General features: G+C 43.8%; 23 protein-coding genes. 19 read left to right on the top strand and 4 right to left on the bottom strand.

All coding sequences use genetic code 11. From position 1 onward, the window contains the following. Window positions 1-114 precede the first annotated feature (114 nt). The 5 genes from NYE58_RS35680 (at window position 115) to NYE58_RS35660 (ending at window position 6,434) form a co-directional block, all read left to right on the top strand. Entirely contained in the window at window positions 115-1,518 is a 1,404-nt protein-coding gene (locus NYE58_RS35680) for a cytochrome ubiquinol oxidase subunit I (RefSeq protein WP_076124303.1), read from the top strand. Then, a complete protein-coding gene (gene cydB, locus NYE58_RS35675) occupies window positions 1,505-2,521 on the top strand; it encodes a cytochrome d ubiquinol oxidase subunit II (protein WP_076191480.1) in 1,017 nt (338 codons plus the stop codon). The genes NYE58_RS35680 and cydB overlap by 14 nt, the downstream gene beginning before the upstream one ends. Next, the gene (cydD, locus tag NYE58_RS35670) at window positions 2,521-4,287 is read left to right on the top strand and encodes a thiol reductant ABC exporter subunit CydD (RefSeq protein ID WP_341004187.1); all 1,767 of its coding nucleotides are present in this window, start codon (window positions 2,521-2,523) and stop codon (window positions 4,285-4,287) included. Before cydB ends, cydD begins: the two co-directional genes overlap by 1 nt. Beyond that, the gene (gene cydC, locus NYE58_RS35665) at window positions 4,284-6,035 is read left to right on the top strand and encodes a thiol reductant ABC exporter subunit CydC (RefSeq protein WP_341004185.1); all 1,752 of its coding nucleotides are present in this window, start codon (window positions 4,284-4,286) and stop codon (window positions 6,033-6,035) included. Before cydD ends, cydC begins: the two co-directional genes overlap by 4 nt. Before the next feature lie 231 nt (window positions 6,036-6,266). After that, on the top strand, window positions 6,267-6,434 hold the full coding sequence (locus tag NYE58_RS35660) for a CxxH/CxxC protein (protein ID WP_063829780.1): 168 nt from the start codon (window positions 6,267-6,269) through the stop codon (window positions 6,432-6,434). Window positions 6,435-6,532: 98 nt separating this feature from the next. On the opposite strand, the gene NYE58_RS35655 is transcribed toward NYE58_RS35660, so the two are convergent. Beyond that, complete coding sequence (locus tag NYE58_RS35655) at window positions 6,533-7,945, bottom strand: MFS transporter (protein WP_081387431.1); 1,413 nt, start codon at window positions 7,943-7,945, stop codon at window positions 6,533-6,535. Between the two features lie 142 nt (window positions 7,946-8,087). Between NYE58_RS35655 and NYE58_RS35650 the strand changes: the two genes are divergently transcribed. The 5 genes from NYE58_RS35650 to NYE58_RS35630 all read left to right on the top strand — a co-directional run bounded on the left by NYE58_RS35650 (window position 8,088) and on the right by NYE58_RS35630 (window position 13,119). Then, complete coding sequence (locus tag NYE58_RS35650) at window positions 8,088-8,438, top strand: ArsR/SmtB family transcription factor (RefSeq protein WP_076276325.1); 351 nt, start codon at window positions 8,088-8,090, stop codon at window positions 8,436-8,438. A 255-nt stretch (window positions 8,439-8,693) separates the two neighbouring features. Further along, complete coding sequence (gene rlmH / locus NYE58_RS35645; RefSeq protein WP_036677839.1) at window positions 8,694-9,173, top strand: 23S rRNA (pseudouridine(1915)-N(3))-methyltransferase RlmH; 480 nt, start codon at window positions 8,694-8,696, stop codon at window positions 9,171-9,173. A 268-nt stretch (window positions 9,174-9,441) separates the two neighbouring features. After that, the gene (locus tag NYE58_RS35640) at window positions 9,442-10,239 is read left to right on the top strand and encodes a class I SAM-dependent methyltransferase (protein WP_076218800.1); all 798 of its coding nucleotides are present in this window, start codon (window positions 9,442-9,444) and stop codon (window positions 10,237-10,239) included. A gap of 385 nt (window positions 10,240-10,624) precedes the next feature. Then, a complete protein-coding gene (locus tag NYE58_RS35635) occupies window positions 10,625-10,765 on the top strand; it encodes a hypothetical protein (RefSeq protein ID WP_179086990.1) in 141 nt (46 codons plus the stop codon). A gap of 110 nt (window positions 10,766-10,875) precedes the next feature. Then, a complete protein-coding gene (locus tag NYE58_RS35630) occupies window positions 10,876-13,119 on the top strand; it encodes a U32 family peptidase (protein ID WP_076218799.1) in 2,244 nt (747 codons plus the stop codon). A 767-nt stretch (window positions 13,120-13,886) separates the two neighbouring features. On the opposite strand, the gene NYE58_RS35625 is transcribed toward NYE58_RS35630, so the two are convergent. Further along, window positions 13,887-14,327 (bottom strand): MarR family winged helix-turn-helix transcriptional regulator, encoded by a 441-nt coding sequence (locus NYE58_RS35625; RefSeq protein ID WP_076220814.1) that lies wholly within the window; start codon window positions 14,325-14,327, stop codon window positions 13,887-13,889. A gap of 280 nt (window positions 14,328-14,607) precedes the next feature. On the opposite strand from NYE58_RS35625, the gene NYE58_RS35620 reads away from it, so the two are divergent. Further along, a complete protein-coding gene (locus NYE58_RS35620; RefSeq protein ID WP_076220813.1) occupies window positions 14,608-15,579 on the top strand; it encodes an aldo/keto reductase in 972 nt (323 codons plus the stop codon). On the opposite strand, the gene NYE58_RS35615 is transcribed toward NYE58_RS35620, so the two are convergent. Continuing rightward, window positions 15,571-15,906, bottom strand: coding sequence for a DDE-type integrase/transposase/recombinase (locus NYE58_RS35615; RefSeq protein WP_370511627.1), 336 nt, complete (start codon window positions 15,904-15,906; stop codon window positions 15,571-15,573). The genes NYE58_RS35620 and NYE58_RS35615 overlap by 9 nt on opposite strands. 918 nt (window positions 15,907-16,824) lie before the next feature. Here NYE58_RS35615 and NYE58_RS35610 point away from each other — a divergent pair. The 8 genes from NYE58_RS35610 (at window position 16,825) to NYE58_RS35575 (ending at window position 24,715) form a co-directional block, all read left to right on the top strand. Beyond that, entirely contained in the window at window positions 16,825-17,661 is an 837-nt protein-coding gene (locus NYE58_RS35610) for a helix-turn-helix domain-containing protein (protein ID WP_076219975.1), read from the top strand. 325 nt (window positions 17,662-17,986) lie between these two features. Continuing rightward, window positions 17,987-18,463 (top strand): hypothetical protein, encoded by a 477-nt coding sequence (locus NYE58_RS35605; RefSeq protein WP_218640427.1) that lies wholly within the window; start codon window positions 17,987-17,989, stop codon window positions 18,461-18,463. A 104-nt stretch (window positions 18,464-18,567) separates the two neighbouring features. Further along, window positions 18,568-18,837: a hypothetical protein gene (locus NYE58_RS35600; protein ID WP_076219976.1), complete on the top strand. Its 270-nt coding sequence runs from the start codon at window positions 18,568-18,570 to the stop codon at window positions 18,835-18,837. 22 nt (window positions 18,838-18,859) lie between these two features. Further along, the gene (locus tag NYE58_RS35595; protein WP_076219977.1) at window positions 18,860-19,117 is read left to right on the top strand and encodes a hypothetical protein; all 258 of its coding nucleotides are present in this window, start codon (window positions 18,860-18,862) and stop codon (window positions 19,115-19,117) included. 116 nt (window positions 19,118-19,233) lie between these two features. Beyond that, complete coding sequence (locus NYE58_RS35590) at window positions 19,234-19,431, top strand: hypothetical protein (protein WP_076219978.1); 198 nt, start codon at window positions 19,234-19,236, stop codon at window positions 19,429-19,431. Window positions 19,432-19,548: 117 nt separating this feature from the next. Continuing rightward, window positions 19,549-21,750, top strand: a complete 2,202-nt coding sequence (locus NYE58_RS35585) for a peptidase domain-containing ABC transporter (protein ID WP_076276323.1) — start codon at window positions 19,549-19,551, stop codon at window positions 21,748-21,750. Further along, complete coding sequence (locus tag NYE58_RS35580) at window positions 21,751-23,412, top strand: HlyD family efflux transporter periplasmic adaptor subunit (RefSeq protein WP_076219980.1); 1,662 nt, start codon at window positions 21,751-21,753, stop codon at window positions 23,410-23,412. Window positions 23,413-23,425: 13 nt separating this feature from the next. After that, window positions 23,426-24,715, top strand: a complete 1,290-nt coding sequence (locus NYE58_RS35575) for a hypothetical protein (RefSeq protein ID WP_076276322.1) — start codon at window positions 23,426-23,428, stop codon at window positions 24,713-24,715. A 132-nt stretch (window positions 24,716-24,847) separates the two neighbouring features. Here NYE58_RS35575 and NYE58_RS35570 read toward each other — a convergent pair whose 3' ends face one another. After that, window positions 24,848-25,318 carry a pyridoxamine 5'-phosphate oxidase family protein gene (locus NYE58_RS35570; protein WP_076219982.1) on the bottom strand — a complete coding sequence of 157 codons (471 nt, stop codon included), beginning with the start codon at window positions 25,316-25,318 and terminating at the stop codon, window positions 24,848-24,850. Window positions 25,319-25,724: the final 406 nt, after the last annotated feature.

Here is a 25,724-nt window from a genome sequence, read left to right as displayed (position 1 = left end):
AATCATTTGAATTTCACCGTTAAATGACTATCTTTATGTGACATTTATCACAAAAAGAAGTTTAAATTTTTGACAGAATATAATTAACGAAAAGGGGAGAAGGAAGGGACAAATATGGATACAGTAATGCTGTCGCGTGTACAATTTGCGTCGACGACAATATTCCACTATTTCTTTGTACCGGTATCAATCGGACTAGCGCTCTTGATTGCAATCATGGAGACAATGTACGTTAGAAAAGGTAATGAAGAGTACAAAAAAATGGCGCAGTTCTGGGGAAAGCTATTCCTCATCAATTTTGCAGTAGGGGTAGTTACAGGAATCTTGCAGGAATTTCAGTTCGGGATGAACTGGTCCGATTATTCACGTTTTGTTGGTGATGTATTCGGGGCTCCACTTGCAGTTGAGGCATTGGCAGCCTTTTTCCTCGAGTCTACTTTTATTGGGATATGGATATTCGGCTGGGATAAGGTGTCCAAGCGAGTACATTTACTGTCCATCTGGCTGGTAGCATTCGGTACGATGTTATCTGCATTCTGGATTCTAGCGGCTAACTCTTTTATGCAGCATCCTGTGGGTTTTGAGATAAATAATGGACGTGCAGAAATGAATGATTTCTTCGCGCTTATTACGAACGGACAATTGCTGGTTGAATTCCCACACACCGTACTGGCTGCTTATGCAACAGGTGCTTTTCTTGTAACTGGTATTAGTGCTTATAAAATATTGAAGAAACAAGAGGTTTCTTTCTTTAAGAAGTCTTTTCAGATTGCAGCCATCGTAGGGATTATTTCTTCTATTGGTGTAGCTGTTGCTGGTCACGCCCAAGCGCAATATTTGGTTGAAACTCAACCAATGAAAATGGCAGCTTCCGAAGGACTGTGGGGTAAGAGTGGTGACCCGGCACCTTGGACCGTATGGGCAAACATTGATCCAAAGAATCAAATTAGTAGTGGAGAATTTCAAATTCCTTATATGCTGAGTTTCCTTTCATACAGTAAATTTTCCGGTGAAGTTAAAGGTATGCTTGAGCTGCAAGCGGAGTATGAGCAAACCTATGGCCCCGGTGACTATATTCCACCTGTACGTACGACATTCTGGAGTTTCCGGATCATGGTTCTAGCAGGAACGTTAATGATTGTATTGGGAATGTACGCTATGTACTTAATGTGGCGCAAAAAAATGGACCGTCCGAACACTTGGTTTATGCGGTTTATGTTATGGGGCTTGTTGCTTCCTCCGATTGCGAATACAGCCGGTTGGGTTATGACCGAATTCGGGCGTCAGCCATGGACGGTATTCGGACTGATGACAACGGAAGACAGTGTGTCGCCTAATATTACAAGTGGTCAAGTTCTGTTCTCCGTGATTTCTTTTACAACGATTTATTTAATTCTAGGATTAGTGTTGGTCGGATTGTTTATTAAAGTGATTAAAAAAGGTCCTTATGCGATGGATAACGATCACGGCGATTCGAATGATCCATATAACGAGGAGGGTTCCCATGATATCTCTTAATGAATTGTGGTTTGTGCTGATTGCAGTTCTGTTTATAGGGTTCTTCTTCCTGGAGGGTTTCGATTTCGGCGTAGGGATGGAAACACAAATTCTCGCTAAAAATGATACAGAGCGCCGTGTTCTGATTAACTCGATCGGACCCTTCTGGGATGGGAATGAGGTATGGCTTATCACAGCTGCGGGTGCAATGTTTGCGGCTTTCCCGGAGTGGTATGCAACGCTGTTTAGTGGATTCTATATTCCTTTTGTATTTGCCTTATTAGCTTTGATAGCGCGTGGTGTCGCTTTTGAATTCAGAGGTAAACGTGATTCATTGGCTTGGAAAAGAACTTGGGATGCTTGTATCTTTATCGGCAGCTTCCTTCCACCATTCCTCTTGGCAGTAGTATTTGCAAGCTTTATCAAAGGGTTGCCTATTGATGGGGATATGCAAATGTATGCAGGGTTCACAGATATCGTGAATGTGTACACTGTAGTAGCAGGGCTTACTGTTGTCCTTCTGTGCCTGGTGCATGGTCTTATGTTCACAACGCTGCGTACAGTGGGTGATCTACAGGTTCGCGCTCGCAAGTTGGCTCAAAAATTGCTAATCCCACTCGCAGCTTTATTTACTGCTTTTGTGATTATGACTTATAATATGACGGATATTTTCGAGCAACGTGGAACGATTCTTATGATTATTGTAGCCCTGGGAGTTATCGCCTTTGTACTGTCCGGTTACTTCATGACGAAGAAGAAGGATGGCTACGCTTTTGGAATGACAGGAGCGGTAATGGCGCTTTCGGTAACTTCTATCTTTGTAGGATTGTTCCCGCGTGTTATGATTAGTTCAATTGATCAAGCTTTTAATTTGACGATCACCAATGCGGCTTCGGGCCATTACTCTTTGAAGGTAATGACGATTGTGGCACTGACTATCCTTCCGTTCGTATTGGGATATCAAATTTGGAGTTACTTTGTCTTTCATAAACGGGTTCACGAGAAGGAGCATCTTGAATACTAATGGATAAAAACTTGCTTGGGTATAAAGGAGTTAAGCCAGTCTTTCTGATTGTAGGCTTCCTTACCCTGGTGCAAAGCTTGTCCATACTTCTGCTGGCTAAATCGCTGGCAGAAGTCATCTCTGCGCTATTTGCGGGAGAACCTCTGAAGGAACAATGGGGCACTGCGCTATTGTTCCTTCTTGCATTTCTTGTGCGCCATGCTTGTGCTATGCTGATGAGCCGTGTCTCTTACCGCTTCGCGGAAGCAACGGGCAGCACTATGCGGAGGGAAATGATGGACAAGCTCTTCCAGCTTGGCCCTAGAATGGTGGGCGGGCGTGGAACCGGGGATCTTGTTACACTAGTGCTGGAAGGCGTAACTAAATTCCGCACGTATCTGGAAGCGATCATTCCTAGAATGGTAGGGATGTCTGTTACACCGATCTTGGTGCTTATTTACGTCTTTACGATGGACACTACGAGCGGGATTATTCTTACGGTAACTATGCCGATTATTATTGTTTTTATGATTTTGATTGGGATGACGGCCCGTAAGCAAATGGATCGGCAATTGAAATCGTATCGTACATTATCTAATCATTTCGTAGACTCATTACGTGGGCTAGAAACATTAAAATTTCTAGGACGCAGTCGTAGTCATAGCGACAGCATTGCTACTGTCAGCGATCGTTATCGCTCGGCGACCATGCGTACGCTGCGAGTGGCCTTTTTGTCATCGTTCGCCCTGGATTTCTTCACTATGCTGTCAGTAGCTTCTGTAGCGGTAAGTCTTGGTTTGCGGCTTGTAAATGAACAAATGACATTGGTTACGGGCTTAACGATTCTAATCTTGGCTCCGGAATATTTCCTGCCTGTCAGATTGGTAGGTTCAGATTTCCATGCTACTTTGGATGGGAAAGAAGCCGCTGAAGCAATGAAGAGCATTATAGATCAAGATGAGGTGAAGGCTGAAGTAATCGTCCCTAACGGTGATCTATCTGTCAGTTCTGCAGCAAAAACATTGGAACAAATATTCACTTGGCATGAGAATAGCGTGCTCACATTAAATGACGTTAGCGTGAAGTATGAGGAAGCAGGGCTTTCTTCGCTGAATGCGCTGAACCTGCAATTTAAAGGAGCTAGCAAAATTGGGATTATCGGAGAGAGCGGGGCCGGTAAATCTACTTTAGTGGATATATTAGGGGGCTTCTTACACCCTACTTCAGGAAGTATCACGGTTAACGGTACTACGGTTAGTGCATTAACGGATGAGGCTTGGCGAAAACAGACCTCGTATATCCCGCAGCGTCCGTATATTTTTAGCGGTACGTTAGCTGATAATATACGTTTTTATTACCCTGAGGCTTCTATGGAGGCTGTTGCCGCGGCAGTGAAAGCTACTGGTTTATCGGGTTTGGTGGATACTCTTCCGCATGGCTTAGATGAGATGATTGGTGGCGGCGGCCGTTCGTTCAGCGGTGGCCAGGAGCAACGGGTGGCATTAGCCCGGGCACTGCTTAGCAGCCGTCCGATTATGCTTCTAGACGAGCCAACGGCGCATCTGGATATTGAAACGGAATATGAGCTGAAGGAGACGATGGTGCCCCTTTTTGAAGGAAAGCTGGTCTTTCTGGCTACCCATCGCCTGCACTGGATGCTCGATATGGACATTATTGTAGTAATGAAGCAAGGCCAAGTGGCAGAAATCGGTACCCATCAGGAGTTACTTGCCCGCAAGGGTGCGTATTATGAGTTGATTGGGTCGCAATTGGAGGGAATCCATTGAAACGTGAAGGATGGTTTGCTCCCTATGTATCGTCGTATTTTTGGCGTTTTGTGCTAATTATTGTGCTTGGGGCGTTGACGATTTTTACTGCCTCTTCATTGATGTATACTTCAGGATTTCTGATCTCAAAAGCGTCTACACCAGTCGAAAATATCCTGATGATCTACGTGCCGATTGTTGGTGTACGTACGTTCGGAACAAGCCGGGCAGTCATTCACTACGTGGAACGGCTGATTGGGCATGACACCATTTTACGGATTCTTTCTAAAATGCGTGTGCGCCTGTACAATATTTTGGAGCCACAGGCCTTGTTCCTGTCGTCGCGTTTCCGTACTGGGGATATTCTCGGGATGTTAGCTGATGACATCGAATATTTGCAAAATGTATATCTGAGAACCGTATTTCCAAGTGTTATTGCTTTATTGATCTACGGGGTTGCAGTGATTGCGTTGGGCACCTTTGATATCGGTTTTGCGTTATTAATGGCTTTGTATATTTTGGTGTTGGTCGTGGTATTGCCGCTTATATCTTTGTTGTTCACCCAGAAACGTCAACGTGAAGTGAAGGTAGAGCGTAATCGCCTCTATCAAAAGCTGACGGACGCCGTTCTCGGTATGGGCGATTGGGTCATTAGTGGACGGCAAAGCCAGTTCGTGGAGACCTATGAAGCAGATGAGAAAAAAGTGGCCAAAACTGATGCAGCGCTGCGCAGCTGGGCGCGTCTACGTGCGTTCATCGGGCAAGCAGTCGTTGGGGTTGGTGTACTTTCGATGTTATATTGGGCCGCCGGGGAGTATGCGGATGGTGCTATTGCAGGTACGTTGATTGCGGCGTTTGTCTTGGTTGTTTTTCCTGTAGCAGATGCTTTTTTGCCAGTATCCGAAGCGGTGGAGAAAATCCCGCAGTACCGTAACTCGCTGGAGCGGTTGTCTGGAGTGGTCGGAGAAGAGCAGAATATAGTTTCCGAACAGGCATCTGTAGTCGATGTTCTACCTCAGGCCATAAAAAGTGCTCATATCAAGCTCGAAAATGTGGGTTACCGCTATGGATCAGAGGATAATTGGTCGGTTCGTGATCTCAGCCTCGACATCCCACAAGGCAAAAAAATTGCCATCATCGGCCGTAGCGGGGCAGGGAAATCGACGTTGTTAAAGGCTATTCAAGGGGTTATCCAACCTTCTGCAGGTTCGGCTATGATTAATGGAATCGCGGCTGCTGCCTATGGCGATAACATTCCGTCTATTATAGCGGTGCTAAATCAAAGCCCACACTTATTTGATACTACGGTAGCGAACAATATTCGCATGGGTGATCCGAAGGCTTCCGAACAAGCGATTAAAGAAGCTGGAGCATTAGCCAAAATGGATACGCTGATCTCCTCGTTACCAGATGGATACAATACCTTTGTCCGTGAAGCAGGGCAACGTTTCTCCGGTGGAGAGCGCCAGCGGATAGCGTTAGCTCGTATTTTGCTGCAAAATACACCTGTCGTCATTCTTGACGAACCGACCGTAGGGTTGGACCCAAGCACGGAGCGTGATCTTTTGCAGACGATGTTTGAAGCTATGGACGGTAAATCTCTGATCTGGGTAACGCATCATTTGGTTGGTGCGGAGCAGATGGATGAAGTGATTTTTATGGAAAATGGCTCGGTAGAAATGCGTGGAACCCATGCAGAGCTGATGGAAAAAGAACCACGTTACCGCAGATTGTATGAGCTGGATCGTCCAGTGGAGTTTCTAGGGTAGGATGGAGAGTTTGCAGATAACATTTATAGAAATTAGAGAGATATTAGTGAAGAGATTCCTTTTGCCCGTTTGGGGTGGGAGGAATCTTTTTTTTTGGTAGGGTAAGAATATAGACAATGGATGAACAGATTGCTGGAATGGATAGATAGGAGTTCCATTTTCGTGGGAAGTATGGTAGAACAATAGAAGGAGTATTAGGCCGCAGCGGCACAGAAAGGGATGCTTGGTTGAATGTATGTAGTATGTAAAGAACATGTAGAGTTAGCCATCGACAAATTTGTGGACGAGTATGAGGATGCACCTGATATTGTGGACTTGAAGGAGACCGAGTTCTCGGACTGGGACCCGCCGGCCAAATGTGCGGAATGTGAGAAGAATGCGGAATATTTAGTGGTCTAAAGGACTGTTAAAATTTATTAAAAACACCTTGCAGTCCCGAAAATGGGCCGCAGGGTGTTTTTTTGCATGAAATAATATATGTGTTAGCCGATTAGGTCTTATGCATCTGCTGCATCTACTATGTCGGTCAGCAAGCTACTTCGGTTGCCTCGGCGGTAGAGAATAGCTGAGATGATGGCGATCAATGCTGCAATAGAGAGTCCCCAGTAGATATTGGAGTAGGCTGCAGAAAGCGGCAGTCCGCGCTGCCATTCCAGAGCGCTTGCGGCCATAGCTACGCTGAAGGCGCCGCTAAAGAATTGCAGCAGCTGGAACAGGCCCATCCCAGAGCCGATTTGCGAAGAAGGCAGAATCCGAGAGATTTCATTGGATACACTACTGGACAGTGTCGTGAAGGCCAGACTCATAATCATATAGATGAACATGACGGCAATCCATGACCGCCCAGCAAAGAAAGCGAATAGGATGGTAGCGGTCAATACGAGCAATGGTGCAAAACGTAAAATCCCCGCATTGCCATAACGGTCAATGATTCGTCCCACGGAGCGGGAGACAAAGATGGCGAGCAGCGAACCCGGAAAGATCACAAGCCCGGCATGGCTTGCGCTGAAGCCGAAACGGTGAGTCAGAATCTGCGGCAGCAGGAATAACGTGGCAAAGCTGCACAGGTAGGAGGCAACTCCGATCAGAGCCAACACGAGATATGAGCGGTTACGGAAAAGCTCCGGCATCACGAATGGATCAGGTGTGCTGCGGATACGGCCAACAAATAAAGCAATGGCGACAATTCCGGCGATCAAGGCAATCCACAGCCCGCTGGTCAGGAACAGCAGCAGCCCGGTCGTGCCGACGCCCAAGAACAGCCCGCCAAGCACATCAAAGGAGCCACGGGTGGGTACTTCTTTGGGCAGCAGAATAAGGAACAGCGGCACTAGAAGCAGAATAGCTGCCGTTACAGAGAATAACCAAATCCAACCGAGATATTCGACGATGGCTCCGCCCGCGACCGGCCCAAGCCCTAGACCCAGCGAGACGGCTGACATAATTGTCGCCATTGCTTTGCCGCGGCGGGCTTGCGGGATATAGCGGGTAAACAGGACAAGAGATAAGGACATTACCGCGCCCGCGCCCGAGGCCTGGAGAATGCGAACGATAAGCAGGAAGATAAAGTTGGTGCTGAAAAAGCCGGCAACAGCCGCGAGGCCCAGCGTCAACAAGCCTATAACCAACAGACGGCGAATCGGCAGAAAATCAGAAAGCCGGCTGTACGTGATTGAGGCAATCGAGAACATAATGGAATACCCAGTGACAATCCAAGAAGCGGACGCAGCCGTAATCCCAAATGCTTCGGTCACATCAGGCAGCGCCAGATTGAACATAGCCGTATTCATGATGACGAGAACCACAGCGACACTGAACAGCAGGGTCAGTAGGCCTTCTCGTGGAAGAGGCGCTTCCGGAACGGAGGCTTCATGATCCGCATTCGCGGAGAGGTTATTTACAGAAGTCATGTGCGAAGCGCTCCTTTTATTATTGTTTAATAGTTCGATTACTTACGAACAATTGAAATATAGCATGCGTTGATATAAAATGCAATTAGGAACACCAATATTTTTTTCGCATTCATCGTACGACAAAAGGGGATAATCATCCGTGAAAATACTATTTCATCCGGACCGCAAGGACATTCAGCTTGCCTCCGTATTGTATGCACTCAGCGATCCGATTCGCTTACATATCGTATCGGATATTCACTTAAATGGAGAACAGGCTTGCAACGGCTTCAACGTCCCTATCGCAAAATCCACCATGTCTCACCATGCCCGTACTTTGCGCGAGTCAGGGGTTGTTTTTACACGAGTTCAAGGAACACAGCGCATGTTGTCCCTGCGGACTGAGGATCTTAATGCACGTTTCCCAGGCTTGCTGGACTCTATATTGAGTGCTTATGAAGCTGGGGAGCAACCGGATTTTGTGATGGAGGAGCAGGGGGAGAGTAAGTAGGGGGGATTGAACCTGCTGAGGACGGGGAATACATGAAATTCTAGATTCAGGCAATCTAGGAATACTGGGGATTAGGAGATCCAGGGATTGCATAAAAAATAGGCCATTTAGAGAATGCGCAAGAGTAGGCCGTTTTAATTGTCGTTTCTTTTCCAACAAATATGTGATAGAACAGAAGGACTTACTAAAACTACAAGGGACGCCCAGTGCGCGTCCTTTTGCTATTTCTATAGAGGATTATGACAGGAGGCACTTATGCTTATTCAAATTATTGGCGTAGGAAAATTGAAGGAAAAGTACTTGATCGATGGCATCGCGGAGTATGCAAAACGGCTGACACCATACCTGAAGTTTCAGGTCATTGAGGTGGCAGATGAAAAAGCACCCGATTCTCTAAGCGAAGCAGAGGTGGTGCAGGTGAAGGGACGCGAGGGCGAACGCATCCTCGCACAGATTAAGAGCGAGGCGCATGTCATTGCGCTCGCGATCGACGGCAAGCTGTGGAGCTCGGAAGAGCTTGCCGCAGAAATTGACCGGCTCGGCACCTACGGGACAAGCCATGTCGTGTTCGTCATCGGAGGGAGCCATGGGCTCTCCGACGAGGTCATGCGCCGCGCGCAGCAACGCATGAGCTTCGGGCGTATGACGCTGCCTCATCAGCTCATGCGCCTGGTGCTGGTGGAGCAGGTGTATCGCGCGGTGAAGATCAATCGGGGGGAACCGTATCACAAGTAGGGCGAAATTTTTGGGGTGAAACGCCAGGAGCCTGTTAGAGCTTGTTGGGCGGGGAGGATAGATATAAAGAATTTTTACATTGATAGTGAATTTTTTTTCAGTTATAGTCATGGAGAAACACAGGTTTTATTACTTTTTGTTGTTTTCCCGCTATCTGTTAAATGTTGAAAGGATGATGCCAGATGATTAATACAACAGAATTGTCCGCCCGCATAATTTCTTGGAGGGTGACTATACTTTAACCCTCCTTAAAATTGGAGGTAAATCTGTGAAAAGTGATTTTATCGCAAAACATTGGTATGCCAGTATGTATGAAAAGTTCGAAAACCAAACACATGACGTCGATTTTCTATTAAGAGTACTTACAGAGCAAACAGGCAACCAACCACAAAATATACTTGAAGTCGCCTGCGGCGGTGGTAGGATCTGTGTCCCTCTTGCAAAGGCGAATCATTTCGTTACAGGCTTTGATGTCGATGAACATATGCTCCTGAACTGTTATCGCCGGATGTCGGGCTTAGCAAATATACGCTGTTACCAAGCTGATGCAGCAATTTCCGTATGGGGCGTTGCTTTTGATCTCGTAGTCATGGCAGGTAATATTTTGATTAATATTGAAAGCGAAATTGATTACAAAGAGGCACAAAAGACTCTTATTAAAAATGCTGCTGCGGCGCTTCGCACGGGTGGACATCTTTATATGGATTTTGACCTGCATAATAATCCAACGGCCCGGTTCAATAGGTTGAAAGAGAGCAGCTATTTCAAAGGGACAGACGAATTGGGCACGAATGGTCGAACCGTTAGTTATGGGAGCGTGTATGACCCCATAACCCAAATTTGTACCGGAACTGGTCATTGGGAGCTTACCACAAATAGTGGTGAGCAAATCAATATAACCAAGTGCTGGTATAAGCACATTCCTACGCAAATGCAAGTTTACGATTGGCTATCAGATGCAGGGTTTACCATAGAGCATACCTATCAAAATTATACGGCTGAACCAATTCCGGAGCCGATTGGTGAAGCTACAAATCGCGCTATTATATGGGCAAGAAAGTTATAATTTTTCATGTAGGTCTGAAGCACTCTTTTGGCTTATACTTTTGCTGAACTACTATAGTAGTTGAATAAATCAAGATAAGGCCATCCACTATAGGATGGCCTTAAAACTTGCCGTTATAGACAGCGCGGAGCTGAGAGCGATATTCAGGATATTGTAGGTATGCTTCGTGACGCTAATGATGAGAAGATACGCGTGGCGAAAAATGTACTTAAAGAATTATTATGAGATACGTCCCTCAGAGCAAATGAGGTCATTTAAAACAAGCGCACAAGCCATTGGCTTGTGCGTTTTGCTGCAGCTTAAGTATAGTTCTTATTTTATGATTAATGGTAATAGTCTGAAATTTAATTTTCTAATAATCTTATTAATTTAAACGGGAGCGGCCATGTCGTCATTTATCGGATTTATAGTAGTTATTATCGTATTACCCATCTTAACTGGGATGAAGCAGGGGACTAAGAAGAAGAGAGAACGCAGTACGGCAAGCGGAAACCTGCTGTTAAGAAAAGCAATAACAAAAGCGTGAAAACGACCTTTAACCGTTCTTCAACAACATGCAGACCTGACGATGTACTTTTAAGAACACCTTTGGACAAACTAGCATTGCCGTTATTTATGGATCATAAGGAGGAAGAAATGACTGAATTACTAGCTCCAGCAGGAAATATGGAAGCTTTAAAAGCTGCAATTTCTAATGGTTGTGATGCCATATACTTAGGAATGCAAAAATTTGGTGCGCGTGCATACTCATCTAATTTTGATTTAGAATCGTTACAAGAGGCGGTTACGTATGCGCACCTGAGGGACGTTAAACTCTATGTTACAATGAATACCATCGTTTTTGAAAACGAAGTTGAAGAGATGAAAGAGCAGATCCACGAATTAAATAAAATCGGTGTGGATGGCATTATCGTCCAGGATCTGACTGCGTTCGATTATATCGTTAAAAACTTTCTTGATATGGAAGCACATTGTTCAACTCAAATGGGAATAGACGATTTAGACGGAACTTTATTATTAAAAGAACTTGGTGCCAAAAGAGTTGTTCTGTCCCGTGAGGTTGAGATTGAAAAAGTAAAAGAGATCAAAAGAAAAGCTGAGATACCTTTAGAAATTTTCGTTCACGGTGCTTTATGTGTATCTTACTCGGGAAACTGTCTAATGTCAGGATTAATGGGTAATCGAAGCGCAAATCGCGGAAGATGTGTGGGGTCATGCCGTAAGGAGTATGAACTCATGGATAAGACAACAGGTACATCTTTAGGGAAAAACCATATTCTATCTACCAAGGACTTAAACACAATCGACTATATCGAGGATTTAAAAGAAATCGATTCTTTAAAAATAGAAGGCCGAATGAAAGTGCCTACGTATGTTGCTAATGTTGTATCCAAATATCGCATGGCCTTAGATCATAAAATAACCGAAGTAGATAAAGAAAATCTGAAAAAAACATTCAATCGAACATTTACTAAAGGATATTTGTTTCACGAAGATAGGAGAAATATTACAAACATTTTAAGACCTAATCACTTTGGTTATGAAATTGGAACAATTAGCAAGATTGTTAAAGATAGGTATGAAATAACACTTACACGTCCTTTAAATCAGAACGATACCATTCGAATCAGTCACAACAATGAAGATGTTAATTTAACGGTTGCAAAACTGTACGATAAAGAGGGCGAATTAATCAACAAAGCAGATGATGTCTGCTATATCAAAATCAAAGAAAAGATGTCTACGGGAGATTTAGTATATAAAACGAAGGATTATTTCTATAACAAAGAATTAGAATCATCACTGGAAAAAGAATTTAAGCGGTTTAACCTCGATATTAGAGTATATGCACGTCCAGATTCAAAGCTTGTCATAGATGCGGAGGGCTTAGGCTGTCATTATTCATATGAAAGCGAGGAAATACTAGGCGAAGCCATTAATAATCCAACAACAAAAGACCAGGTAATCAAGCAATTTTCAAGATTAAATGATACGATATTCGAACTTAATCATGTGGATTTTGAGGAATGCAATGCTTTTATTCCAGCTAAACTGTTAAATGCAGCAAGAAGAGATATTGTACTGGGCTTATATGACTTAAAGCTTAACAGCCAGAAGAAAAGAACCAAGGCTTTGGAAGCAAAAGAAAAAATAAGTTTTGCCCCTGAAAAACCATACTTTACGGCCTCTGTAACGACTAAGGAGCAGTATGATGCTTGCGTGAGCTGTGGAATTAAGGAAATCTATTATGAAAATGTTGTTAGAAGAAATCAGAATCGTTATAAGGAAAAAGAAGGGCAGCTACTAATCGGAGGATATGGCGGAATTTATCACTACAGAGAAACGAATCCGTTTGTTACGGACTATTCTCTAAATGTTGTTAATGCTACTAGTTGCTATGAATTATATAAATTAGGTGCAAAACGAGTCACTTTATCTTATGAATTGAATAAGAGCCAAATTGAAGATTTAAGGAATGCCTATTATGAAGAAAATGACGGCTATCCTGCACTGGAAATGATTGTATATGGCAAGGTTCCTTTGATGTTTACAAAATATTGTCCGATGAAAAAAATGAATCAATGCAGAATTTGCAAAACGAAGAGCTATGAGTTAAAAGATGAGCACGGAACGTTCCCTATCATTTCCCATAATGATTGTACAACGACTCTCCTTAATGGGAAGACGCTTAATCTTTTAGATGAGCTACAAAACATCAAAGGAATCGAGGCGCTCAGATTAAACTTCACAGTTGAATCCAAAGAGCAGGTTGTGAAAGTCATTAATATGGCGTCAGGCAAATTAAATGGCTCTATGAATAATGCTGTCTTTAATCAGGAAACAGACACAAGAGGACATTTTAATAAAGAGATTGTGTAGGTAGCCAAAGGGATGACGCTGTCTTCCTTGCTAATCGTTCAGCTTAACATAAAAGAACAAGAAAGAGCCGCCCAGTACCGGGCGGCTCTAAAACTTGCCGCTTCAACCATCGCAGTGAACGTGTCAGAAGTAAGGAAAAGTCTTTTGGAGAGGCGACTGCTTTTCAGCAGAAATCCCCTTATCGTTGAATCTACATTGGTTAGTTGTAGAAATCTTAGGATCGAATTAACCTTCGAATTTAAGGACGATAGACTAGGTCCAAAACATCGAACTTCTAGTTAAGATGCTTAGGTAGTCCTAACATGATAGGTTAACTATCACGAAGAAATCGAATAGTAGTGTAGATTAATTAACGATATCTCTGAACCCAGCTCTACCTTGTGTCCCTGGAAGAGGCAGCCGAGGCCGCGCGGATGCTGTATCGTAAAAGAAGATTTTTGGAGAGATTGGCGCAGGGCGGGGAGAGTGCGGAGTGAACAGCGAAAGAGTTAAGGGATGAAGGAACAGTGAGGCCTTCAATTTCGTTCTATAGATGTTACGGTGAACCGTATCATAAGTAGGGGCAAGTTTCTTTCATTTTGGGTTGGTGGTCTTAGTGATAAAAACTTGGATTATAGTCAGAACGGGGTTCAAGCACGTGGCGGATCGGGAAGGGGAACATATAACAAGGATGCCTGCGGAGAATCTTCCCTCTGCCCGATAAGAAAGAAAATGCCCCCTCTGCTATTTTGGCGGAAGGGGCCGGTTCCTTACATCAAAAACAGTAATCAGGATGTTGTTGTTCTTTCCGCAAGTGTAGTAATCGACTCAATGTCTTGATCGGTTAATAGATCTAGAAAATGCTTGCGTATTGCCTTTGAGACTATGGGAAGGGCTTCGTCTAAGGCTGACCTTCCGGTGGAAGTAATGATGACTTGAACACCGCGATCTGTGTCTAGAGGTTTTCTTAGAACTAGACCTCGTTTTTCCATCCGCGTTAGATGATGTGATAGTCGGCTCTTATCCCAGTCCATCGAGTCAGCTAATTCCTGTTGGCGAAGCTTACCATTGCCAAATTGGACTAGCCGGTCTAATACTCCAAAATCACCTTCTGAGAGTCCTGTGTGTTCAGACATTTCTTTTACAACCCGACCGAAGATTCGTTTAAAGGAGCCTTTCCACATATTCCATATCCGCATTTCATCTTCGTTAAGTTCGTTTATATCCATACGAATATAATATCACGGTTGACGCATCAACCACAAGGTGTTACTATGTATTTATAGGTTGATATGTCAACTTAAGGGAGTGGTATTGTGTTTAGGTTGATGCATCAACTCGACCGTGCGCCTTGCGCTCCTCGATAAGGACGGTCCGACAGGCAAATTTTTAAACGAGAGACGTCAGCTACCTTGGTAATGTAATCACGAGCGACGTATCACCGAGAGATCCACGAAACCTAAAGGCGTAACGCCTTCCCCTACAAATATATAAGGAGTGTGTTATTAAATGGAATATGTGAAGCTTGGACGCAGCGGGTTAGAGGTTTCGAAGTTAAGCCTTGGAACCATGAGTTTCGGCGTACCTGAACGCGGCAATACTCCATGGTCTCTGGATGAGGAGCCAAGCAGACTGATTATTAAAAGGGCACTCGAATTGGGCATCAACTTTTTCAGTACCGCCAACATGTATTCCGACGGAACAAGCGAAGAAATCCTCGGGCGTGCCTTAAAGGACTTCGCTCATCGTGACGAAGTCGTCATAGCTACAAAGGTATTTGTTCCGATGCGCAAAGGTCCGAATGCTATGGGACTTTCCCGCAGGGCCATCATGACCGAAATTGATAACAGTCTAAGACGACTCGGAACAGATTACGTCGATGTGTACCAGATCCATCGGTGGGATCCAAATACGCCGATTGAAGAGACGATGGAGGCTCTTCACGATTTAGTTAAGGCGGGCAAGGTCAGATACCTCGGAGCATCTTCCATGCTGGCATGGCAGTTTGCGAAAGCTCAGCATGTTGCAGAGCGCAACGGTTGGACACGGTTCGTCTCTATGGAGAATAGATTAAACCTGCTCTACCGGGAAGAAGAAAGAGAAATGCTCCCCCTTTGCAGAGACGAGGGAGTTGGCGTCACTCCTTACCTGCCTTTGGCTGCAGGCCGGTTAACTAGGGATTGGAATGATCAGACCTCACGATCCGAGAATGACCAGATAGCTAAAACGTTGTTTATTAAAACGGAAGAAGCTGATCGTAAAGTAGCAGAGAGAGTTGCGGAAGTCGCTGCTAACCAAGGAATTCCACGCGCACAAGTTGCTCTTGCATGGTTGCTGCAAAAAGAAGAGATCACCGCCCCAATTATCGGTTCGACCAAGACCAGCCATCTCGAAGATGCCGTTTCGGCGTTGTCAGTTAAATTGACACCTGAAGAAATTACCAGTTTAGAAGAACTTTATGTACCACATCCATTAGTATAAATTGGACACATCTATACAACGAATCCTATGTATTGAACTCTTCATGGAAACTCCCACGAAAGGGGAGCCACAAAAGAGTGCTTTGACTTTCAGATGAGAGAAGAGGCTCTCGATTGAGGCGTTGTCATAATAAATGCCTCGGCGTGACATGCTGATTTGGGCTCCAATCTGTGGCAGCATGTCGTGGTATGCATGGGACGTGTACTGGTATCCCTGATCGCTGTGAACGATCAGTCCAGTCACGTCTTTATGCGTTTCAAAGGCCTTTTTAAATGTATCTAATACAAGTGGATTGTCATTACATCTGCTGATATGGGAACCCCACAATCTCGCCTTTAGTGACTCAGGATAATGTTTAAACTTCTGACCTTTTATTGCTTTCTTCCAGTCTTTTGCATGCCCAATTCTTTAGGGCTAAACTCGGGTCTATTCAATATAATCATGCAGTCGTATTATTTTAAGGTAATCGAGGGGCATCCAACCTTGCTATTCCACTTTAGTAATTTTCCATGATTAGGACGTTTTTTATGCGAATTAAACTTCGATTTTTCCAATCTATTATGTTCACGCACGGCTCTCATTTGCCTGGTATGTCTTACATCATTGCGGCGTTCTCTCGCTTTGAGTTGGCTAAGCATAATGAGCAACCCCAAAGTGCCGAGCACATAAGAAGCCACCCCTTGTGTCGGGGGTGGCGTTGTTTTACATGGAAATGTATATTTTGTGGTCGAGTTGAACTTTGTGCTTGGATACATTACGGTAAACCAATTAAAAAATGAGATGATCTTACCTGGCTTACCAGACTATCCCCTCCTAAAATCTGTAGGCAAAAATGCCCGGAAGCTGACGGGATGTTTTTTTGTGCAGTCGTGGATAGTTCCATAAATCGCAGGGGATTTGGACTCGGTTGCTTGACTGTATTAGAGTCAGCGTATAACACAATCTTCGTCGGATTGCAAAAAGTTGGATTTTCGCCGTTAGCCAATTTCATTTCCTATAGTTGTAGTAATTTATATAAAATCTGTAATATAGCAGATAAATGTGAAAAAAACGCTTTTTAGTAACTTCCATCATATCCCAATAAAGGTTTTTCACGGTAGAGTAATTTGGGGTCATTCTGGAAGAGTTTAGAACGCCTGAGGTGGCTGAGCAAATAGGGAGAGGATGAAAATTATAGAAAATCTGGAATGGAAAATCTGAAAGAATGGGTGAAGAAAACATTTCATAATTAGGGAAGTGTTCAACATGAATTTGTTTCGTGAAAGTCCAATTGTCCCTAGATCTTGGATATCAATTCAAGAGTATTCAAAGCGGGAACAGACACAGTGGGATCGTGTCTTTCAAGAGTCAAAGCGTAGCCCAGTGTCCCCCAGAACCAAAACAGCAGGGCGGGAACTGAGCCGCAAACTAGCGAAGCACGGCAATTTGGTACATGTGACGCAAACGGAACTAGAAAGCATAAGTACCTCTGTTGCCCCGCCTCATTTGTTTCTATTGGCAGATGATGAAGGGATGTGCCTGCAATTATTTGCTTCTTCTAAACAATTGAATCAGTTGAAGGAGCATTATATAGCACCTGGAACACATTTTGCTATGAAGGATTTAGGAATCAATGCTATTTCTATAGCGATGGAATCTGGAAGTACTACAGTAGTAAAAGGGGAAGAGCATAGCCTCGAGTTGTTTTTCTCGTGGTCCTCCATCTGTACCCCTATTCAATCAGAGGGGAAAGTTCTCGGTTATTTAAATATGTCCTTTGATTCAGTAGAAGATGTGATCTTTGCAGTACTGTTGGTGGAGAAGATCGTACGCAATATAGAGGAGCGTTTGGATTGGATGAATCCCATTGCGCAAAAGAAACGAATCAATCGGAATTTCGAGGACTTTCATTTGACAAATAAGGAAAAGGAAGTTGCTTATTGCTGGCTGGAAGGCCACAGCCGTTCAGCGATTGCCCAAATGCTTACTATCTCTCAGGAAACGGTCCGTTTTCATGTGAAACATATTTATGAGAAGGTAGGGGTTAACCATCAGGTTGAGTTTGTGAAGAAAGTAATGTTTTCTGGAATTGATAAGAGTTAACCTGGCTTGACGTCGTTTAGCAGTATAGTTCACCCGGGCAATTACATGACTCTAGAAACCTACCCTTTGGGGTAGTTAACAAAAAACCTAGAGGTTAGTAAAATGTTTCTATAAGTTGAAAAAAGAGTTATATGTGGTTTCGAGTGAAGAAGGTAGAAGGCTGATAGGCTTTGATCTAATTATGATGTCTCCACAGCGGTGTTCGTTCAACGACAATTATACAGAAATTTTATATATTGCTTAAATTTGATGATTTATTGGCAAACGATAGGTTGGATGACTTGCCAAAACTCGATTCTTCATTGAAGGGAGAATAAATTTGCATATGAAAATATTAGAAATAGGAAAAGAATTTAAAATTGAGAATGTGTTGTCTTTGAGAAAGAAAATGACTCAACAAGAAATACAACAGGAAATGATGAGTATTGGTGAATTCCTTGAGCAAAACAGTTTTAAAAAAAATGGTCCCATTGTAACTGCTACCTTTGCAATTGAGCAATCAAATGAACAGCCACTATTAGATACAGAGATTTTGGTTCCAATAGATAAGCCTGCAAATTTGTATGGTAAATATAAATTTAAAGATGTCTTTCACCTCATAAATGCAGTTTATGCTAGACATGAAGGCAATCCCAATACGTTACAGAATACATATAACGAATTAAATCAGTATATTAGTGAGAAGGGACTGCAACCGATAACAGCAGCTTATAATGTAAATGTTGTTGACTTAAACCCGGGGCAATCCATGGATGATATGATTGTGGATGTTTATGTAGGAGTAAATCCATCAATCGTATAAATGACGATTTTAGCTGTAATTTTTTGCTTCATAGTACTAGTCTATGTATCAGGATTACAGTTGAAATACATAAATGAAGTAAAAATAGTAAAGGAGGATTAATAATGACAAGCGCACTGATTCTTAAGAATAATAATTTTATTGAGTTAACAAATGATGAATTGATGTTTGTAGATGGCGGAGGTGTTTGGCAAGCCCTTGTAGGGGCAGCGGGAGCCATCGCTATTGGAGCTGCTCCTCTTGTGGGCGTACTTGCGGGGATTGGCGGTAGCGTTGTGGGTACGCCTGTGATAGGAGTAGCAGCAGGTATTAGTGCATCAGCTGCTATGGTATCATCAGGTGCATATATGTTAGATTATGGTACAAAAAAATAATTTGAATAAGGAGGAGTAAAAAATGGAACTCTCTATTTCCCATGGTTTTTTTGAACTAAATGAATCTGCATTGTCCGAAATAAATGCAGGCGGTGTTTGGGGAATAATTGGTGGCGTAGCTGAGGTAGTTAGTGGTGTAGCTGGAATAGTTGGAGGAATAGCAGCTTTAGCCGTCCCTGAACCTACAATGGCAAGCAAATTTGCAGGAGCAGCAGCGATATCAATTGGAATAGGAGCTGTTGGTGGAGGTATTGCCAGTATTTCGTCAAACTGGAAATAAACTTTTTAATATGTTTGTGTGCAAGAAGGTAAAGATGCCTTCTTGCACAAATTTTTTTTAACATTAATTAGTCTGTGAGTGATTAAAATCCTAAGTTTTAGGAGGTGATGAATATAATGGCGAAAAAAATTAAAACTTTAAGAGTTTCTCTGCTCTTTTCTATACTATGTATTATTACATCAGGAATCAACTACTTAAATAATAAATTGCCTGTAGTTGGGATATTGCTTATTGTAATTTCAGTTGCGTTTATAATTCAAGTTGTTGCTTATACAATAGAAATGAAAAACATTAAAAATAATAGTGTGAAATAAAAGTTAAACTAGGGAGTGCCAACAAACTCAGGCTTCGCATCCAAATAGCGGGAAAGCTCCACTACCACACAGTCCAGTTACATAAAAATCATATTATTGCTCTAGGCGGGGGTTTATCTGTTTAAAAAACTGATCTGCATTAAACAACATGATATCAAGGACTGCGGCGCAGCCTGTCTGGCTACTATTTGCAAGCAGTACGGTTTAAAAATTCCGATTTCCAGAGTGCGGGAAGCAGCGGGCACCGATAATCAGGGAACAAGTGCCTACGGTTTAGTTAAAGCTGCTGAGCAGCTTGGTTTTACTGTTAAGGCCGTTAAGGGAAGTCAGGAATCTTTTTTTGGTGAATTTCCTCTGCCAGCAATTGCTCATGTGGTAGTTGACAGTACACTCCTACACTATGTAGTGATTCACAAGGTTACCCGAACAGAGATTATACTAGCTGACCCGAGTAAAGGAATTGTCAGACTCAAGCCTGATGAGTTTTTTCAAATGTGGACCGGCGTTCTCATATTGATGGTACCGACTCCCCAATTTAAAAGAGGAGATCAAACAAAGGGATTGTTTTCCCGCTTCTTCGGTCTATTGATACCGCAGCGGCGCATGTTGGGCGGTATATTTTTGTCTTCTATGCTCTTTACCATCCTGGGGATTCTATCAGCATTTTACTTTCAGCTACTTATCGACGAAATTCTCCCATATAGCCTCACCAAGACCCTACATATTGTTTCTATTGGAGTAATTGCACTTTACATATTTAAAGTGATTTTGAGTGCCTTCCGGAACCATATTCTTCTAACGCTGAGCCAAAAGCTCGATATTTCCTTGATCCTCGGTTACTATCATCATGTCCTGAAGCTGCCGATGAGTTTTTTCGGTGCACGTAAAACCGGTGAGATTATTTCAAGGCTGATGGATGCATCCAAGGTTCGGGATGCTATCTCCAGCGCAACGCTCACCGTAATGATTGATACAATCATGGTAATTGCCGGCGGAGCCATTCTCTATACCCAAAGCGGATTATTATTCGGTGTCACTTTATTAATGATCCCGTTTTATCTCCTGCTGGTATGGGGGTTTCATAAGCCTTTTGATCGGCTGAACCGTGAGCAGATGGAGAACAACTCGCAGTTGACCTCTTATATTGTAGAATCAATTGAAGGCATTGAGACAGTAAAAGCATACCGCGCCGAAGGGCAATCAGGATTTGAAACAGAACGTAAATTTGTCAGCTTGTTGAAATCCGTTTTCCGGCTGGGACTTTTTAATAATATTCAGGGTTCGCTCAAGGCGACTGTTCAGTTAATTGGAGGCGTTATAATTCTTTGGGTGGGCGCCATTCAAGTCATTAAGGGTAATCTCTCCATTGGACAATTGATCGCTTACAATTCATTGCTGGCTTACTTTCTGGAACCCATTCAGAATTTAATCAATTTGCAACCGACTCTTCAAACGGCGATGGTAGCAGCCGACCGATTGAGCGAGATTCTAGACCTTGAGGCGGAAAAACAGGCGAATGAGGAGCAAAAGATGCGGCCTGCGGTTTTAAAAGGGGATATTGAATTTAGAGGAGTCTCTTTTCGTTATGGAACCCGTGCTCTGATTCTAGATAATATTCATTTGACGATCAATCAAGGGGAGAAGATTGCCTTGGTCGGCGAGAGCGGATCAGGCAAGACCACCCTCATCAAGCTGCTGATGCAGTTCTATTCGCATGAGAATGGCGATATTCTTATTGGAAACTATAATATTAAAGATATTCATTTAGACAGTCTGCGGGACCGGATCTCTTACATCTCTCAGGATACCTTTTTCTTCAGCGGAACTATCCGTGAGAACTTATGTCTGGGAGCTGTAGTAGATTATACCTTGGAGGAGATTGCAGCAGCATGTCAAATGGCTCAGGCACATGATTTTGTTAATCAATTCCCGCTTCGGTATCAAACCATGCTGGAAGAGAACGGTGCTAATCTGTCGGGAGGCCAGAGACAGCGGCTGGCCATTGCCCGAGCGCTGCTGCGGAAGCCGGATATTTTAATTCTGGATGAGGCTACGAGCAATCTGGATTCTACCACAGAACGAGCCGTCTCGGACACAATTAACTGTCTGGAAGATATGAGTATGGTTATTATCGCCCACAGGCTGAGCACAATTATGCGATGCGACCGGATTTACGTCATGGAGAAGGGACATGTCATCGAATCCGGAAGTCATCAGCAGTTACAGAACCAAAGAGGGAAATACTACAGTCTTTGGAAGGATCAACTGCCTGAGGATGAGGAGCAATTTGCGTATGCGGGAAGACCGGGTGAACGATAAATGGTGCAGGTTAAGTTAACTGAATTAAGCGAAATGACGGACAGCCGCGAACTGCTTGAAGCTAAGACACATCCCTTTATATCAGGATTTTTGCTCTTTTTGCTAGTGTTGCTGGGTGCGGCAGCCATCTGGTCCTATTATGGAGAAATTGACATAACTTCTAAGGCGGCTGCAATAGTTCGGCCTAACGAGAAGGTCAGCACTGTGCAGACCGCATCAATGGGGAAAGTGACCGCTGTTAAAGTCAGAGAAGGAATGACCGTACAAAAAGGTACAGAGCTGATAGCGATGGATACCAAGGATCTGGATCTGCAATTGGCTTCTCAAACCGGGCTGCTGGAGAAAAGCAATCGCAGGCTATCGCTGCTAAAGCGGTACCGGAATAGTGTAGCCTCGCTTCATAACGAGTTTTCGAAGACACTGCCGGACGAAGTGGTATATTATGATGAGGTAGAGCAATTTTTACTGGAAAATCAGCGGCTTCAGCAGAGCCAGTCTGCATCATCACAAGAGATCGCCTCGGCCATTCATGACAATATGGGTTCACAGGCGTTGCTAAAGAACGATCTGGAGGTCAATCAATCCAAGCTTACAGAGCAGCAAGTCGATTTAAAACGCAAGCTCGGATTGCTTCAAACCGAGCTTGAGCAGGAGAAGCTTCTTCAGTATTCTGTAGCTGAGAATCGAAGCATGCCTGCTTCCGCCGATAGCAAACACAGTCAACAATATGCGGCTTACGAGACCAAGTATGGACAGTTAAAGAAAGTAGCTGAGGAAAAGGAAGCGGACTATCATAGCTTGCAGGAACTCGGCGACAGGCTTGTATCGCAGGTAGAGCTTGAAAATGCGTGGAGAGAGGCCGGTACGTCGGCCGCTCAGGTTGAGCAGTTCAGAGAAGAGACTCTTTCTGGTATTGCCGCTAATGTATCCGATGCGAGCAATCAGCTGAAAGAGTTGCATACCGATCTGGAAACGCTGATCCGGCAAGCGTCTGCCCGGTACTCAGAGGCGGAAGGAACCCGATTGCAGCAGGACAAGCTGATCCAAGAACTTGAGGATTTGGAGAACAGTAAAGAACTTGGACGATCTGTGGAGCAGACAGCCCTGAATAAATTGAAGGCTGACCGGATTGTTCAGATCGGCAGCTCAATCGAAGAGGAGCAGGCCAACTCGAAGTTGTTGCAAAACAACATTCAGCAACTTAAGCTGGAGAAAAGTAACCGCATTCTTTTTGCCCCTATTGACGGCACGCTAAACATTCTTAAAGAAGTCAACGTAGGGGATGTAATCCAGACGGGCGAAGCCTTGCTTGCAATCATTCCGGCTAACGAGTCCATGTATAAAATGAGCTTGGCCGTTCCTAATTCCGCTGCAGGACAGATTAAGCTCGGTGACAAGGTCCACTTTAATTTTGCTGCATTTCCCAAGCAGAGTTATGGGTCTTTGAACGGAACCGTTACCTCGATCGCCAGTGATTCTGTTGTTCAGCAGGACGGCCGCAGCTATTATCTAGTGGAGGCAGCGTTATCGGGCAAGAGTTTAGTCGATCGCCGAGGAGAACAGGGTGAAATCCGCCTGGGAATGAGCGCCGAGGCTTATATTATTACCGACTCCAAACGCATTCTCGACTTTGTACTGGAGAAGATCAACCTCAAGGAATAGAGAGGGTTCATGGATGGAATTCTTGAAAAAAACTCAATTAATCTTTATATATCTAGGATTATGGTTGGTACTCTGGGTGCCATTTGCTTATGCAGATGATACAATTTCGTCGTCTTCTGTAAGGAAGCTTTCGATGGAGGAAGCGGTTCAAATAGCTCTTACAAACATTGATGATATCCAGCAGGCTAAGGGTAAGGTTACGGAGAGCAGTGCTAATACTGCTTATATAGCTTCGGAGAAAAAGGAACTGGAGTCTAGCAGCGTTTCTGTGAATCCGGGTCATCTTCCAGTAAACACAACTGATTTTTTACAGCAAATCCCGGAATTCAATCAATTAGGTGAAGAGGAACAGCAACAGATTCTTCAAGCAATTGGGTTGCAAATTGCCATTAATAGTTCGATTAACCAGTGGATCGGGCTCCAGTCCCAAATGCAAAGCAGCTACAATCAGCAGGTGAAAGACAAGCAATTGCAAACCTACGAGGCTCAACTTAGAAGTTTGGTCTATGATAACGAACTGGCAGAACTTGCTCTCAAGAAGACACAACAACTTGTAATCTATGCCGTTAGACAGCAATATATTCAATTAGCGGCTCTATCATCCCAAATCGCCTATCAACAAAATTTGTATGCTCATTCCAGCACACTAGCTTCGGATGCCCAGATCTTGTTTCGTGCTGGAAGGACATCCAAGAGTGAATGGGATCAGGTGCAACGGCAACAGCGTATTCAGCAAAGCAAGCTGGATTCTCAGGTTAGAGGCTATAAAACACAGTTGGCGCAGTTGGCACGAGAGTTAAAGCTGGACCTGAATACCTCAATTGAGATTGAGAATATTACAATTGCAACTCCCCAACTAACTGATTACGAGCAGACTGTAGACTTATCTCGCAATTATGAAATTCAAGAAGCGGATGCGAAGATAAAGCTTGCCAAGGATAACCTGACCAGCCTAACAGACCCTGGAACGGAGTTGAAGCACTACTATACGGTGCTTTGGTCTAATGCTGTTAGTCAAAGAGATGCCATATGGTCTAGGCTGGAGAATAGATGGGCCGATCAGAAGGCAAAGCTGACCGCGTTATATTATCAATTGCAGGACGCAATGGATGAGGAACAAGGCGCTGTCCAGCGTGCCGAGGACGCCAACCTGCTATATACAAAAGGCAGATTATCGCTCAGTGAATTGGATAAGGCAAGACAGACACAGCGGCAGGCGGAGATGAGCAAAACAGATCTGCTCTACCAGTATTTACTCCAGGCGGAGACCTGCAAACTCGCAACATACGGTGTAATATTATAAGAAGTTTATGGGAACCGTATCATAAATAACGGCGAAAAAAAGGGAGTCTGCGGACACTCCCTTTGAGCTAAAATTGTCTGTTATCAAATTTCTACCTCACATTAATCCAATTATAGAAACCACATAGACCACTTAATTTGCCGTCTTATTGATAAAATCAATCTCATTTCTGATCCCTTTATGGGCGTCATTCCACAGGCCTTTTGTCAGGCGAATGCGCAGCAGGCATGTGTTAGGATCTTCGTCGTTATTGGCTTCGTTATACCACTCGGCGAATATTGTGCGTAGCTTTGTCATCATCTCCGCGTTTTTCTCGTCACATACCCAGCCCAGGTTTTCACCGATACCATCGGCCGTAAAGTTTTCGACGATGATACAAACGGCGACTTCGGGGTTTTGGGCGATCTGCTGCATCTTGCCTGAGGTCGCATAAGTGACGGTGTAGAACGCACCGTCCTCATAATAGGCGTCCACAATACGGGCGGCGGGACGGCTTTTGCCATTGGCCCCCGGTTCCAGCGCGATGGTAGACAGAGAGAGCAGGGCGTCCTTGTTACCCGCTTGTTCTTCCAGCAGCTTCATGGCTTCGTCGTACTTGTTCATTATATTACCTCCTAAAGTGTCATAAGGCATACATTATAAGCTTATCATTGTAAAATCTTAGTGCATGTGAAGAATTATACGATGAAATATTAAATCGCTATCATAACCCTCTGCTCGACTTAGGTATGGTTCAACTGATACTAATCGATAATGTAATATTAAAATAATCAAAAAACGGCTGGATTAGGGGAACCTGACCAGTCGTTTTTTTTGGAAATAAGCTAATGGGCTTGCGCGGTGTATGGGCTGTTCAACGAGCTATCTCTGATACCCACTCTAAGGCTAATGTGATGCATTCCCTCAATGATTGGGGGGGTTATCTACCAGAACTGCCTCGATTTTATCCCACTTCATGAGACCGACAAGATGGAGATGGATTCCGAATAAAATGTGCATATTGCACATA

The sequence above is a fragment of the Paenibacillus sp. FSL L8-0708 genome (genome assembly GCF_038009325.1).
Classification (GTDB): Bacteria; Bacillota; Bacilli; order Paenibacillales; family Paenibacillaceae; genus Paenibacillus_AQ; species Paenibacillus_AQ odorifer.
The sequence above is the reverse complement of the archived record's forward strand: the minus strand, read 5'-3'. Positions and strand labels throughout refer to the sequence as shown.

What these genes read in the sequence shown, in the direction of transcription:
- NYE58_RS35680 (WP_076124303.1), top strand. Translation starts at nt 115, where the DNA reads ATGGATACAGTAATGCTGTCGCGTGTACAATTTGCGTCGACGACAATA.
- cydB (WP_076191480.1), top strand. Translation starts at nt 1,505, where the DNA reads ATGATATCTCTTAATGAATTGTGGTTTGTGCTGATTGCAGTTCTGTTT.
- cydD (WP_341004187.1), top strand. Translation starts at nt 2,521, where the DNA reads ATGGATAAAAACTTGCTTGGGTATAAAGGAGTTAAGCCAGTCTTTCTG.
- NYE58_RS35660 (WP_063829780.1), top strand. Translation starts at nt 6,267, where the DNA reads ATGTATGTAGTATGTAAAGAACATGTAGAGTTAGCCATCGACAAATTT.
- NYE58_RS35655 (WP_081387431.1), bottom strand. Translation starts at nt 7,945, where the DNA reads ATGACTTCTGTAAATAACCTCTCCGCGAATGCGGATCATGAAGCCTCC.
- rlmH (WP_036677839.1), top strand. Translation starts at nt 8,694, where the DNA reads ATGCTTATTCAAATTATTGGCGTAGGAAAATTGAAGGAAAAGTACTTG.
- NYE58_RS35635 (WP_179086990.1), top strand. Translation starts at nt 10,625, where the DNA reads ATGTCGTCATTTATCGGATTTATAGTAGTTATTATCGTATTACCCATC.
- NYE58_RS35630 (WP_076218799.1), top strand. Translation starts at nt 10,876, where the DNA reads ATGACTGAATTACTAGCTCCAGCAGGAAATATGGAAGCTTTAAAAGCT.
- NYE58_RS35625 (WP_076220814.1), bottom strand. Translation starts at nt 14,327, where the DNA reads ATGGATATAAACGAACTTAACGAAGATGAAATGCGGATATGGAATATG.
- NYE58_RS35620 (WP_076220813.1), top strand. Translation starts at nt 14,608, where the DNA reads ATGGAATATGTGAAGCTTGGACGCAGCGGGTTAGAGGTTTCGAAGTTA.
- NYE58_RS35610 (WP_076219975.1), top strand. Translation starts at nt 16,825, where the DNA reads ATGAATTTGTTTCGTGAAAGTCCAATTGTCCCTAGATCTTGGATATCA.
- NYE58_RS35605 (WP_218640427.1), top strand. Translation starts at nt 17,987, where the DNA reads ATGAAAATATTAGAAATAGGAAAAGAATTTAAAATTGAGAATGTGTTG.
- NYE58_RS35600 (WP_076219976.1), top strand. Translation starts at nt 18,568, where the DNA reads ATGACAAGCGCACTGATTCTTAAGAATAATAATTTTATTGAGTTAACA.
- NYE58_RS35595 (WP_076219977.1), top strand. Translation starts at nt 18,860, where the DNA reads ATGGAACTCTCTATTTCCCATGGTTTTTTTGAACTAAATGAATCTGCA.
- NYE58_RS35590 (WP_076219978.1), top strand. Translation starts at nt 19,234, where the DNA reads ATGGCGAAAAAAATTAAAACTTTAAGAGTTTCTCTGCTCTTTTCTATA.
- NYE58_RS35580 (WP_076219980.1), top strand. Translation starts at nt 21,751, where the DNA reads ATGGTGCAGGTTAAGTTAACTGAATTAAGCGAAATGACGGACAGCCGC.
- NYE58_RS35575 (WP_076276322.1), top strand. Translation starts at nt 23,426, where the DNA reads ATGGAATTCTTGAAAAAAACTCAATTAATCTTTATATATCTAGGATTA.
- NYE58_RS35570 (WP_076219982.1), bottom strand. Translation starts at nt 25,318, where the DNA reads ATGAACAAGTACGACGAAGCCATGAAGCTGCTGGAAGAACAAGCGGGT.